We start from the raw sequence: 12,961 nt of genomic DNA, 5'->3' as shown, positions 1-12,961 counted from the left end.
TAAGGGGAAGAAGCCGCATGGCCCAGGTCGTTCTGCGAGAAGTCGTCAAGACCTATGGCAATCTCTATGCTGTCAATCATGTGTCGCTGACCGTCGAGGACGGTGAGTTCGTTGCGCTGGTCGGGCCTTCCGGCTGCGGCAAGACGACGACGCTCAACCTGGTGGCCGGGCTGATGCCGATATCGGGCGGCGACATCTACATCGGCGACACCCTGGTCAACGATCTCGATCCCAAGGACCGGGATATCGCCATGGTCTTTCAGAATTACGCGCTCTACCCCAACAAGACGGTGTTCCAGAACCTGGCTTTTCCGCTGAAGATGCGAAAACTTGCCAAGCCGGACATCGAAAGGAAGGTAATGGAAGCCGCCAAGGTGCTCGACATCGTCCACCTTCTGAAGCGGCTGCCGCGCGAACTGTCCGGAGGCCAGCAGCAGCGCGTCGCGCTCGGCCGGGCGCTGGTACGCGACCCAAAAGTCTTCCTGATGGACGAACCTCTGTCCAATCTCGACGCCAAGCTGCGCGTGCAGATGCGCTCTGAGCTGAAACGCTTCCAGCGCGATCTCAGCGCGACGGTAATCTATGTCACGCACGACCAGCTCGAAGCCGTCACCATGGCCGATAAGATGGCGGTGATGAGCGGGGGCGTGCTGCAGCAATACGATTCGCCTGCCCAAGTCTTCGACAATCCCGTGAACACGTTCGTCGCCAGTTTCGTCGGCAGTCCGGCGATGAGCCTGGTGCCGTTGACGGCCGTCACCAGGGGCACCGACATGTCGTTGCAAAGCCCTGAAGGCTGGAATCTGTCGCTGTCTCCCGCCAATGCGCGCAAGGCTCTGTCGGCCAGCTCGGACAAAATCGTACTCGGCGCGCGCCACAGTACCGTCAGGCTGCACAAACAGGCATCGCCGGGCGCCGTGCCCGGCAAGGTCTACACCGTCGAGCCGACCGGCGACATCACCTTCGTGCAGGTCTATCTGGGTGCTGCGGTCGTGGTGGTCAGCCTTGAGCCGAGCGTCGCGATCTCGCCCGACGAGCCCGTCTGGATCGAGTTCGACCAAAACAAGATGCACCTGTTCGACGGCGAGACGACAATGGCGCTGAAGGCGGCGTAGCGGCAATCTCATGAAAATCACCGCGATCATCCCCTACCCGACCTGGGTCGGCATCCGCAACCAGCTCATCGTCAAGGTGGAAACCGACGAAGGCATTTACGGCTGGGGCGAGAGCGGGCTGTCCGGCCGCGAGAAGGCCGTCGTCGGCGCTATTGAGCACTATCGCGAGTTCCTGGTCGGCCGCGATCCCTTCGCCATTGGCGCGCTGTGGCAGGAGATGTATCGCAGCCAGTATTTCGAGGGCGGGCGCGTGCTCACCGCGGCGATCTCGGCCATCGACATCGCGCTGCACGACATCAAGGGCAAGGCGCTGGGTGTGCCGGTCTATCAGTTGCTCGGCGGCAAGCAGCGCAATCATGTCCCTACTTTCGCAACAACCAAAGGCCCTTGCGGTCCTCAAATAATCGAGCAAGCCAGGGAACTCATGGCGATGGGATGGGGCGCCATCCGCCTCTTCCCGGCCGACCATGACAGCCGCGGCGTCTATGAGCCTCGAAAGAGCATCGCCGAGACGGCGAAATGGTGCGTCAAGGCTCGCGAGGAGCTCGGCGAGACGGTGGTGCTGGGCGTTGACTACCATCATCGCCTGTCTGTCGCGGAAGCCGCCAGCTATTGCCAGAAGATGCCGTTGGGCACGCTCGATTTCCTTGAGGAACCGATCCGTGACGAAACGCCGGAAGCCTATGAGGCACTCAGGAAACTCACCGACGTGCCTTTCGCGATCGGCGAGGAGTTTTCGAGCAAGTGGCAATTCCTGCCATACATCGAGCGCGGCATCCACCAATTCAACCGCATTGACGTCTGCAATGTGGGCGGCCTGACCGAGGCGATGAAGGTCGCCGGCTGGAGCGAGGCACATTACGTCGATATGATGCCGCACAATCCGCTCGGGCCGATCTGCACCGCGGCGACGATCCATTTTTCGGCGGCGGTCGCCAACTTTGCCTGGCTCGAAACCCGCGCCTCGCCCGGTGAACTCTATCACGGTTTCGACGATGCCGGCATCTTCCCGGTTCAACCGAAGCTCACAGGTGCCGTCTATGAAGTTGGCGACGCACCCGGCCTCGGCGTCGAGGTGGATGAGGCGCTGGTCAAGAAGCAAAGCTTCAAGTTCTGGGAAGCCCCCCATCTGCGCCGGACCGACGGCTCGGTCACCAACTGGTAGGCCCTACGGGCCAAAGGAGATTTACCATGACCCATACGCCCGATATCATCCGGCCGCCCAGGGACCTCCTCGATGCGCTTAGGGACATCGGCTCGGCAACGGTCGCCGGCACGCTCGGGCACATGGGCATCCGCAACCCGCACATCATGGGGCCGGTGAGCTGGAACAAGGGCAAGTCGATCGTCGGCCCCGCGCTGACGCTGCAGTTCATGCCCAAGCGCGAGGATCTCTACGGCGAAGGCGAATATGCCGACCCGGAGAAACAGCTCCACCGTCATGTGCTCTACCACGTGCAGGAAGGCGACATCGTCGTCGTTGATGCGCGTGGCGACATGAGCGCCGGTGTCTTCGGCGACATGATGTCGACCTATTTCAAGGGCCGCGGCGGCGCCGGCATGGTTATAGACGGATGTCTGCGCGACTATCCCAACCTCAAGAAACTCGACCTGCCTCTCTGGGTGCGAGGTTGGACACCCAACTTCCACACCCAGACCGGCCTGATGCCGTTCGCGGTCAACGTGCCAATAGCCTGCGGCGGTGTCACCGTCATTCCTGGCGACATCATCGTGGCCGACGACGACGGAGCCGTCGTCCTGCCTATCGCGCTTGCGGCGCAGGTCATCGAAACGTCAAAGATCCATCACGAGTGGGAAGATTTTTCCCGAATGAAGCTGATGCAGGGTGCTCCGTTGCAGCGCTACTATCCGTTGCATGACGATGCCCGCGGGGAATACGACGAGTGGCGCAAAACCAATCACTTGGAGGATTGACGTAGAACCACCCACACGGGCCTTGTCCACGCCAGGCCTGTCCAAAGACCGTCGGGCCGAACTGAGAGCCACTTTTTGCTGGAGGCGACTTCACTGCACACATTCAACAGTCACGGCTTGCAGCATGCCATGAAGGATTTGATCTCGCACAAGGACCAAGGCCTCTGGATGGCTAGGTTCCGCGCATGGTCCTCAATCTGCTCATCGGTACCATCGTCATAAGTCTGACGGTCCTGGTCCATACGTTTGGTCTGATCGCCGTCACGCATGCGATGGGATACCTTGTCGCCCGGTTTCGCATGCATGGGCGCCGCAGCCGGATCGTCGCGATGATCAGCGTGGTGATGGGGCTCTTCGCCATTATGACAGCGGAGGTGTGGCTGTGGGCAGGGCTATACCGGTTGCTCAATATCTTCGCCGACTTCGAGACTGCACTCTATTTTTCGACCATCACCTTTTCGACGGTCGGCTACGGCGACATCGTGCCCGCTCATGCGTGGCGTGTCCTGGCGGCGCTCGAGGGCGTAAACGGGTTCCTGCTCATCGGCTGGTCGACCGCCTATTTGATCGCAGCAGGCACCCGCATCGGCCCGTTCAAGGCCGGCGAGCATTTCTGACGGCGATGCTCAGACCGCCACCGAATGCCTGGCTTTCCCGGTTTCGAAATATTTGTCGAACTTTGCCGCGACGCTCCTGACAAAGGGCCGGCTTTCCGCTGGCACGACGAAGCGGTCACCGTTGAGTTCAAGCAACCGCGCAGGATCGTGAAGGGCCGTGGAACTTGCTTTCACGAGAAGTCTTTGGCCAGCTTCGCCAAAGCGCTCCACCAGTTCGATCGCCGAGAAGCCGAAGTCGCACATCAGCCGCTCGATGATCCAGCCGCGAACGCGGTCGTCGTCGGAAAGCGCGATACCGCGGACCGCGGCCAGTCCGCCGTCGGCGACCATGCGCGCATACTCGGCGGTCGAAGGCATATTTTGTACATAGCCTTGGCGAAATTGACTGATGGATGATGGGCCGAGGCCGATCAAGGTTTCGCAGCGATCCTCGGTGTAGCCTTGGAAATTCCGGCGCAAGCAGCCGGTGCGGGCCGCTATAGCCAACGCATCGTTGGGCTTGGCGAAATGGTCGAAGCCGACGGGCTCATACCCTGCGTTAAGCATCAGACAAGAGGCCAGTTGCGACTGGGCAAACCGCTCTTTCGGATCCGGCAGCCATGCCTCGTCGATCATCGTCTGATGTTTCTTGAACCACGGCACATGCGCGTAGCCAAAAAGCGCTATACGGTCCGGCTCCAGGGTCAGTGCCTGCGCGACCGTGGAGGAGACGCTTTCCCGGGTCTGGTGCGGCAGGCCGTAGAGCAGGTCCAGATTGACGGATTCGACGCCGCGCGAACGAACGCCGTCGACGACCGTCTTGGTCTGCAAGAACGTCTGCTCGCGGTTGATCGCCTTTTGCACCTTCGGATCGAAGTCCTGGACACCGAGGCTCGCGCGGGTCATGCCGATCTCGGCGAGCGCATCGAGGCGGGCATCGTCCATATCGTTGGGTTCGATCTCGACGCTGATCTTGGCACCAGGAAGAAAGGCGAAGCTGTTGCGCAGAACAGTTCCCAGCGCCACCATATCCGCCGGTTTGAGCATCGTCGGTGAACCGCCGCCGAAATGGACGGCACGCACGCGGCCTTTGCCTGCGACAAGACTGGCGACGGTTGCGATCTCGGCATGCAGTGAGCGCAGATATGCAGTCACCGGTTCGTAGTGGCGTGTCTGCTTGGTATGGCAGGCGCAGAACCAGCAAAGCTTGTCGCAGTACGGTATGTGCAGATAGAGCGAGATTTCGTCGCCCTCATCGAGCCCCTGCAGCCAGCCACGACAAATGGCGGCATCAACACTTGCATTAAAATGCGGCGCTGTCGGATAGCTCGTATAGCGCGGCACGTTCTCGCCAAGTCTGGCAACTATGTCTGGCCGCATGTCTCTATCCGCTCCACTTTGAATGGCGCGAGATTGATCCATTTGGACGCCGACAGCCTTGATTTCGGTCAATACCATCTTTCTGCGGACAAACTGCCGCAAGGGCTTTTTCTTGGGCTGATGCTATACCCTGCCCGAGTTTTTCATTTTTTGGGCGATCGTGGTGACAGTGCGTCAGGATGTTCACAGCACCGGCATTCCCGTGCTTTGTCAATCGTGCGAAGCGCGCCACCGTGGCGTCTGCGGCGCGCTCGATCCCGATCAATTGGTCGGGCTCGCCAAGACCTCGTCAAAGCACACCATTGAACCGGGGGTAGAATTGATTGGCGACGCCGAAACCGTCGACAGCTATTCCAACGTGCTTTCCGGCGTGGTGAAGCTGACGAAAAGCCTTTCGGATGGGCGCCAGCAGATTGTCGGGCTTCAGTTTGCCCCCGATTTTCTGGGACGGCCATTCAAGGTGGAAAGCGCGATCAACGCGGAAGCGGCAACTGCCGTCTCCTTGTGTTCATTTCCAAGGGCGTCCGTCGAAAGGATGATGAGGGAGTCGCCGGAGCTCGAGCACCGCCTGCTCAAGCAGACGCTGAACGAACTCGACGAGGCACGCGATTGGATGGTCACGCTGGGACGCAAGACCGCTGCGGAAAAAGTGGCGAGCTTTCTGCTGATGATTGCCAGAAACATCGATCCCACGCTTGATCCAAACACCAACTCGACGAGCTTCGAGCTGCCGCTCACACGTGCCGACATCGCCGATTTCCTCGGCCTGACGATCGAAACGGTGAGCCGCCAGTTGACCCGGCTGCGGACGGATAGCGTGATCCGGATCGACAACAACCGCCATGTGACCGTGGACAGCCTTGCCCGGTTGGCGAGCCGCTCCGGCGCCTAGAGCAATTCCAGGAAAAGCGCGAAACGGTTTTCCCGGGAAAAGCGCATAGCGCTTTCCCTTGGGAATTGCGTCAAAACAAAGAGTTAGAGCGCTTCGCCGTTTCCGTGAAACGGTGAATTGCTCTAGTCCCGGTCGACGATCCCGATCATCGGCAGGACATGCTCGCGTTCAAACGCGATGTGCCGGCGCAAGTTCTCGAACAGGCCGCGCAACATGAAACCGATGGCTTCGGGGTTCTCGACCGTCTCGCCATGACCGATGGCCAGCAGAATTTCGGTCACCTCACCGGCAAAGCATTCGTCTTCCACATGTTCGGCCCGCAATCGCCGGGTTGAGGCAAGGTTCGCATTGCTGCCGACCACGGCGTCCTCGTAAGCAGGGAAGATGACCGCCTCTTCGTATTGATGAATGTTGCGCAGCAGCGGAATGATCGCGTTGGCCGCGCCGAGGCACTTCAGACGATCGACGCTGGGCAAGGCGTCCGCAATTCTTTCCAGGGCGTCGCAGAGCTGCAGCTTTTCCCTGTGCGCGCGCTTCATCACCGCAGCCGGGACCACTTCCCTGCTGGATCGATCAGTTGGTGCGGGATTTTCGTCGCCTGCTTCGAACAGCGACGATCCCAGCCCTTTCTTCTGGCTCAACGGCGGCCTCCGTTCGTTTGCAAGACCACGCTGCCCAATCAGAAAGGGCTGGGCTTTGACATGGATCAAGGCGGCGACAACGCGACTGCTGAATTGGTGTCTACGCGGATTGGCGTCCGCGCATCGGAATCCGAGGTCGGGGATATCTCATGAAGTTCGGCACGCAAATCTTCGCTTTGAGCCTTTTCACATTCGCGGCCCTAGCGGCCGCTGGCTTCGGCGCGGACCAGCCATTTCGACAGCATATGTGGGTGCTGTTTTTTGTGTTGCTTGGTTTTGTCGCCATCCTCATCCGCAACACGAATTTCCAGGTGGCCGCTCCGATTGACCCATCCGCTTACATGGATGGTCCAATCCGCTACGGCACGATCGCCACCATGTTCTGGGGTGTCGTCGGCATGCTTGTCGGCGTGGTCATCGCGCTGCAGCTTGCCTACCCCGATCTCAACATCCAGCCCTGGTTCAACTTCGGCCGTTTGCGGCCGCTGCATACATCGGGCGTAGTCTTTGCCTTCGGCGGCAACGCACTGCTGTGCACATCATTGTATGTCGTGCAACGAACCTGCCGCGCCCGCCTGTTCGGTGGTGATCTCGCCTGGTTCGTGTTCTGGGGCTACCAGCTCTTCATCGTCATGGCGGCGACTGGCTACCTGCTCGGCATCACCGAGAGCCGCGAATACGCCGAACCCGAATGGTACGTCGACATCTGGCTGACCATCGTCTGGGTCGCCTATCTCATCCTGTTCCTCGGCACGATCCTGAAGCGCAAGGAGCCGCATATCTACGTCGCCAACTGGTTCTACCTGTCCTTCATCATCACCGTCGCGATGCTGCATGTGGTCAACAACCTGTCGATGCCGGTTTCGTTTCTCGGCTCGAAGAGCTACTCCGCCTTCTCCGGCGTCCAGGACGCGCTGATACAGTGGTGGTACGGCCACAACGCCGTCGGCTTCTTCCTCACCGCCGGCTTCCTCGGCATGATGTATTACTTCGTGCCCAAGCAAGCGAACCGGCCGGTCTACTCATACCGTCTCTCCATCATTCACTTCTGGGCGCTGATCTTCCTCTACATCTGGGCAGGCCCGCACCATCTGCACTACACCGCCCTGCCCGATTGGGCGCAGACGCTCGGCATGGTGTTCTCGATCATGCTGTGGATGCCGTCATGGGGTGGCATGATCAACGGCCTAATGACGCTATCAGGCGCCTGGGACAAGCTCCGCACCGATCCGATCATCCGCATGATGGTGATGGCCATCGCCTTCTACGGCATGTCGACCTTCGAGGGGCCGATGATGTCGATCAAGACGGTCAACTCGCTGTCGCACTATACCGACTGGACCATCGGACACGTCCATTCCGGCGCGCTCGGCTGGGTCGGCATGATCTCGTTCGGTGCGATCTACTACATGGCGCCGAAGCTCTGGAACCGTCAACGGCTCTACTCGCTGAGGCTGGTCACCTGGCACTTCTGGCTGGCGACACTCGGGATCGTCGTCTACGCCGCAGTGATGTGGGTGTCCGGCATCATGCAGGGCCTGATGTGGCGCGAATACGACGAGCAGGGCTTTCTGGTCTACTCATTCGCTGAAACCGTGGCCGCCATGCACCCCTACTATGTCATGCGCGCCATCGGCGGGGCAATGTACCTCTCCGGCGCCCTGATCATGGCCTGGAACATTACCATGACGATCCTGGGATACCAGCGCGAGGAGGAGCCGATGCCCGGCTCGGTTCCCGCCCTTCAGCCTGCCGAATAAGGAGCCAGACAATGGGCTTGATGGACAGACACGCGATCATCGAGAAGAACGCCACGCTTCTTCTCGTTGGCTCCCTTCTGGTGGTGACGGTCGGCGGCATCGTCGAGATCGCACCGCTCTTCTATCTCGACAACACCATCGAGAAGGTCGAAGGCATGCGGCCTTACTCGCCGCTGGAACTCGCCGGCCGCAACATCTATGTGCGTGAGGGCTGCTACCTCTGCCACAGCCAGATGATCAGGCCATTCCGCGACGAGGTCGAGCGCTACGGTCACTACAGCTTGGCGGCCGAGTCGATGTACGATCACCCTTTCCAGTGGGGATCGAAGCGAACCGGGCCGGACCTCGCCCGGGTCGGCGACCGCTACTCGAATGGATGGCACGTTCAGCACCTTACGGATCCGCGTTCGGTGGTGCCGGAATCGATCATGCCGAGCTACGCGTTCCTGAAGGACGCCCCGATCGAGGTGAAGGATTTCTCGACCCATCTGGTCGCCAACAGGCGGGTCGGCGTCCCCTACAACGATGACATGATCGCGCACGCCAATGCCGACCTTATGGCGCAGGCCGATCCCAACGCGGACACATCCGGCCTCGAAGCACGCTATCCGAAAGCCAAGGTCGGCGACTTCGACGGCAACCCGCAACAGGTCACCGAAATGGATGCCCTCGTCGCCTATCTCCAGATGCTCGGCACGCTGGTTGACTTCAAGAACTACGACGATGCCGCAGGATATCGCTGAGGAGTTTTATCCATGGATTACAATTTGATGCGGGAGTTTGCCGACAGCTGGGGTTTGGTCGGCATGGCGCTTTTCTTTGTCGGGGCAATTGTCTTCGCCCTTCGCCCCGGCAGCCGCAAGCTGGCCGACGAGGCTGCCCGGATCCCCCTTGAGGATGACTGATCATGAGCAACGAGCATATCGACCAGGTCTCCGGTGTCTCAACCACCGGCCATGAGTGGGATGGCATAAGGGAGCTCAACAACCCGCTTCCGCGCTGGTGGGTCATCACGTTTTACGTCACCATTGTCTGGGCCATCGGCTACACCATCGCCTATCCGGCATGGCCGCTGCTGCACTCGGCGACGAAGGGCGTGCTCGGCTATTCCAGCCGCAACGACGTCAAGAACGAACTGGCTGTGGCTGAGGTCGCGAAGGGCAAATATATCTCGGCGGTGGAGTCCAAGAGCGTCTCGGAGATTGCCGCGGACGATGGCCTGCGCGAATTCGCAACCGCCGCCGGTGGCGCCGCTTTCAAGGTCAATTGCGTACAATGCCATGGCTCCGGCGCCCAAGGTTCCAAGGGCTTTCCCAATCTCAACGACGACGACTGGCTGTGGGGCGGCAAGGCCGAGCAGATCCAGCAGACGATCACGCACGGCATCCGCTTCGCGTCCGATCCGGACACGCGCCTGTCGGAAATGCCTGCCTTTGGCGACATCATAACCACTGACCAGATCGCTCAGGTCAGCACCTATGTCGCCAGCCTGTCGGGAAAGGTCCAGGATGCCGGCCTCGTCGAGCCCGGCGCCAAGGTCTTTGCCGAAAATTGCGTGGCCTGTCATGGCGACAATGCAAAGGGCAACAAGGAGCTCGGCGCGCCCGATCTGACCGATGCGATCTGGCTCTACGGATCCGGCGAGGCGGCCATCGCCGCACAGGTCCGTGCGCCAAAACAGGGCGTCATGCCGGCCTGGGGCGCACGCCTGGGCGAGACCAAGGTCAAGGAACTCGCCGTCTACATCCATTCGCTTGGTGGTGGGGAATAGGAAGCGGGGCCTAATCCCAACCCTTCGCCAGCCAAGCGACGAGGCCCGGCCATGCCGGGCCTCGACCTGTATTCGGCACCGGCAATTGACTTGCATCAACGCGCCTGCCCCCGCCCCGCGGCAAGACTCCCATACGCTGGCAGCCCGGGCATGGGCAGATTGTCGCCTGCGCGAGTGGAGATGCATGTGCTGGACAATACGCAGGTAGAGCGGCTCGAAGCCGAAGCGGTGAACTCCGCCAAAGTGCGCCAGCCAATGTATGCCGCGCGCAAGAAGATATTCCCGAAACGGGCAACGGGAAGCTTTCGCCGGTTCAAGTGGCTGGTGATGGCGATCACACTCGGTATCTACTATCTGACACCGTGGTTGCGATGGGACCGTGGCCCGTTCGCCCCGGACCAGGCCGTGCTGCTCGATCTCGCCAACCGGCGCTTCTACTTCTTCTTCATCGAGATATGGCCGCAGGAATTCTACTATGTGGCCGGCCTTCTGATCATGGCCGGCGTCGGTCTTTTCCTGATCACGTCGACTATCGGTCGTGCCTGGTGCGGCTATACATGTCCGCAGACCGTCTGGGTCGATCTGTTTCTGGTTGTCGAGCGCGCCATCGAGGGTGATCGCAACGCACGCATGAAACTCGATGCCGGTCCCTGGACCGCCCGCAAGCTTGCGCTGCGGGTATCGAAACACGCCATCTGGCTGGTCATAGGTGCTGCGACCGGGGGCGCCTGGATATTCTATTTCGCCGATGCGCCTACGTTGGCTCGCGAACTTTTCACCGGCACCGCAGCCCCCGTCGCCTACATCACCGTCGCCGTGTTGACGGCGACGACCTATACGTTCGGTGGGCTGATGCGCGAGCAGGTCTGCACCTACATGTGCCCATGGCCACGCATCCAGGCGGCGATGCTCGACGAAAATTCCCTCACCGTCACTTACAACGACTGGCGCGGCGAACCACGTTCGCGTCACGCCAAGAAGGTCGTGGCAGCAGGTCAGTCCGTCGGCGACTGCGTCGACTGCAATGCCTGCGTCGCGGTCTGCCCGATGGGGATCGACATTCGCGACGGCCAACAGCTCGAATGCATCACCTGCGCGCTTTGCATCGACGCCTGCGACGGCGTCATGGACAAGCTCGGCAGGGAGCATGGACTGATCTCCTACGCGACGCTCTCCGATTACAACGCCAACATGATGCTGGCGACCGCGGGCGGCTCCAGTTCCGTCAATCCGTCGCTGGTCAGGACCACTGACGGCCCTTTCTCCGACAAGGTGGCGCATTTCCATATTCGCAAAATCTTTCGGCCGCGCACCTATGTCTACATGGGTATGTGGTCGCTGATCGGCCTGGGTCTGCTCTATTCGCTGCTGACGCGCGATCGGCTCGAAGTGAACGTGCTGCATGACCGCAATCCGCAATTCGTCACGCTGTCCGACGGCTCGATCCGCAATGGCTACACCGTCAAGCTGCTCAACATGATCCCCGAACCGCGGACCATTGTTGTCACTATGCAGGGCTTGCAAGGGGGCGAAATGAGCGTGGTCGGGGACGACATTAAGGTAGGCCGCTCCTTTGCCATCCCGGTCGAGCCCGATCGCCTGAAAATGCTGAAGGTCTTCGTGCGCCAGCCGGCGGATCAAATCCAGGGCACAGCGCAGACCTTCACGTTCCGTGTCGAGGACAAGGCGAGCTTCGAGTCGGACGAATACACCGCCACCTTCAACGCGCCGGAGACTGCCAGATGAGCGCCAGAACTCAAAAAACCCGCGAATTCACAGGCAGGCACATGCTGTTCACCATCCTTGCCTTCTTCGGCGTGGTCATCGCGGTCAATCTGACGATGGCCACGCTCGCCAACACGAGCTGGACCGGCCTTGTCGTCGAAAACACCTATGTGGCGAGCCAGCAATTCAACAAGAAGGCCGAGGAGGGTCGCGCGCAGGCAGCACTTGGCTGGACCGGCAAGCTGACCATCGCATGGGGCGAGGTCCGCTACAGCCTCACCGATGCCGCCGGCAAGCCGGTTCCCTTGCATGGCGTCAAGGTGCTGTTTCGCCATCCCGCATACGAGAAAGAGGACAAGTCCGTCACGCTCGCCCTCGCCTCTGGCCAGGAATTCGCCGCGCAGCACATGCCGAAGGATGGCGTCTGGATTGTCGAAGTCGACGCCGATGCCGGTCTGGATAAACCGTATCGCGACGTCCGCAGGATCATGATTTCCAATGGAGCGCTGCAATGAGTTGTTGTGCACCGGGCGCCGAAATGGCGCTTGATCTGGTCAACACCGCATCGGTCCTGCCGTCCAGCCAGGAAATCAGGCTGGCGAGCAGATCGCTTGGCGATGATCTCCGCCAGACCGATCTTTCAGTCCCTGCGGTTCATTGCGCGGCCTGCATCCAGGCGATCGAGACAGCACTGGGAAAGCTCGATCAAGTCGAGAGTGCTCGTGTCAACCTGTCCACGAAGCGGGTCGTGGTCCGCTGGCGTGGGAGCCAAGTACCACCATTCGTCGCCGCGCTGGGACGGCTGGGTTACGAGGCGCATCTGTTCGACCCTGAAGTCGATAACAAGGACAAGACGCTTTCGGAACTGATCCGCGCCGTTGCTGTCGCCGGCTTTGCGGCGGGCAATATCATGCTGCTTTCAGTCTCGGTCTGGTCCGGCGCCGAAGGCGCAACGCGGGACCTGTTTCATTGGGTCTCGGCGCTGATCGCGATCCCGGCACTGGCCTTCGCCGGCGGCATCTTCTTCCGCTCGGCCTGGAATGCGCTGCGTCACGGCCGCATGAACATGGACGTGCCGATCGCGGTTGGGGTGTCGCTCGCTTATGCCATGAGCCTCTATGAGACGATCAACCATGGCGACCATGC

At 60.7% G+C, this 12,961-nt stretch carries 14 protein-coding genes; 12 read left to right on the top strand and 2 right to left on the bottom strand.

What is annotated here, in order from left to right; genetic code table 11:
* Positions 1-17 precede the first annotated feature (17 nt).
* The 4 genes from C8D77_RS30355 to C8D77_RS30340 all read left to right on the top strand — a co-directional run bounded on the left by C8D77_RS30355 (position 18) and on the right by C8D77_RS30340 (position 3,667).
* The gene (locus tag C8D77_RS30355) at positions 18-1,115 is read left to right on the top strand and encodes an ABC transporter ATP-binding protein (protein WP_109671207.1); all 1,098 of its coding nucleotides are present in this window, start codon (positions 18-20) and stop codon (positions 1,113-1,115) included.
* A gap of 10 nt (positions 1,116-1,125) precedes the next feature.
* Positions 1,126-2,280, top strand: a complete 1,155-nt coding sequence (locus C8D77_RS30350; RefSeq protein ID WP_109671206.1) for a mandelate racemase/muconate lactonizing enzyme family protein — start codon at positions 1,126-1,128, stop codon at positions 2,278-2,280.
* A 26-nt stretch (positions 2,281-2,306) separates the two neighbouring features.
* Complete coding sequence (locus tag C8D77_RS30345) at positions 2,307-3,050, top strand: ribonuclease activity regulator RraA (protein WP_109671205.1); 744 nt, start codon at positions 2,307-2,309, stop codon at positions 3,048-3,050.
* A 185-nt stretch (positions 3,051-3,235) separates the two neighbouring features.
* The gene (locus C8D77_RS30340) at positions 3,236-3,667 is read left to right on the top strand and encodes a potassium channel family protein (RefSeq protein WP_109671204.1); all 432 of its coding nucleotides are present in this window, start codon (positions 3,236-3,238) and stop codon (positions 3,665-3,667) included.
* A 9-nt stretch (positions 3,668-3,676) separates the two neighbouring features.
* On the opposite strand, the gene hemN is transcribed toward C8D77_RS30340, so the two are convergent.
* Entirely contained in the window at positions 3,677-5,026 is a 1,350-nt protein-coding gene (hemN, locus tag C8D77_RS30335; protein ID WP_109671203.1) for an oxygen-independent coproporphyrinogen III oxidase, read from the bottom strand.
* Between the two features lie 163 nt (positions 5,027-5,189).
* On the opposite strand from hemN, the gene C8D77_RS30330 reads away from it, so the two are divergent.
* Positions 5,190-5,918 (top strand): Crp/Fnr family transcriptional regulator, encoded by a 729-nt coding sequence (locus tag C8D77_RS30330; RefSeq protein WP_109671328.1) that lies wholly within the window; start codon positions 5,190-5,192, stop codon positions 5,916-5,918.
* Between the two features lie 122 nt (positions 5,919-6,040).
* Here C8D77_RS30330 and C8D77_RS30325 read toward each other — a convergent pair whose 3' ends face one another.
* On the bottom strand, positions 6,041-6,457 hold the full coding sequence (locus C8D77_RS30325; protein ID WP_109671327.1) for a hemerythrin domain-containing protein: 417 nt from the start codon (positions 6,455-6,457) through the stop codon (positions 6,041-6,043).
* A gap of 251 nt (positions 6,458-6,708) precedes the next feature.
* Between C8D77_RS30325 and ccoN the strand changes: the two genes are divergently transcribed.
* From ccoN to C8D77_RS30290, 7 genes are all read left to right on the top strand, one after another.
* Positions 6,709-8,319 carry a cytochrome-c oxidase, cbb3-type subunit I gene (gene ccoN / locus C8D77_RS30320; RefSeq protein ID WP_109671202.1) on the top strand — a complete coding sequence of 537 codons (1,611 nt, stop codon included), beginning with the start codon at positions 6,709-6,711 and terminating at the stop codon, positions 8,317-8,319.
* Positions 8,320-8,330: 11 nt separating this feature from the next.
* Complete coding sequence (ccoO, locus tag C8D77_RS30315; RefSeq protein ID WP_109671201.1) at positions 8,331-9,062, top strand: cytochrome-c oxidase, cbb3-type subunit II; 732 nt, start codon at positions 8,331-8,333, stop codon at positions 9,060-9,062.
* Positions 9,063-9,074: 12 nt separating this feature from the next.
* Entirely contained in the window at positions 9,075-9,224 is a 150-nt protein-coding gene (locus C8D77_RS30310) for a cbb3-type cytochrome c oxidase subunit 3 (protein WP_109671200.1), read from the top strand.
* A 2-nt stretch (positions 9,225-9,226) separates the two neighbouring features.
* Positions 9,227-10,090 carry a cytochrome-c oxidase, cbb3-type subunit III gene (gene ccoP / locus C8D77_RS30305; RefSeq protein WP_109671199.1) on the top strand — a complete coding sequence of 288 codons (864 nt, stop codon included), beginning with the start codon at positions 9,227-9,229 and terminating at the stop codon, positions 10,088-10,090.
* 180 nt (positions 10,091-10,270) lie between these two features.
* The gene (gene ccoG, locus C8D77_RS30300; protein WP_109671198.1) at positions 10,271-11,836 is read left to right on the top strand and encodes a cytochrome c oxidase accessory protein CcoG; all 1,566 of its coding nucleotides are present in this window, start codon (positions 10,271-10,273) and stop codon (positions 11,834-11,836) included.
* On the top strand, positions 11,833-12,330 hold the full coding sequence (locus tag C8D77_RS30295; protein ID WP_109671197.1) for a FixH family protein: 498 nt from the start codon (positions 11,833-11,835) through the stop codon (positions 12,328-12,330). The genes ccoG and C8D77_RS30295 overlap by 4 nt, the downstream gene beginning before the upstream one ends.
* A partial coding sequence (locus tag C8D77_RS30290; RefSeq protein ID WP_146211842.1) for a cation transporter occupies positions 12,327-12,961 on the top strand: 635 nt, incomplete at its 3' end. The genes C8D77_RS30295 and C8D77_RS30290, both read left to right, overlap by 4 nt.

Source organism: Mesorhizobium loti, assembly GCF_003148495.1.
Taxonomy (GTDB): domain Bacteria; phylum Pseudomonadota; class Alphaproteobacteria; order Rhizobiales; family Rhizobiaceae; genus Mesorhizobium; species Mesorhizobium loti.
This window is presented reverse-complemented; position numbering and strand designations above follow the sequence as displayed.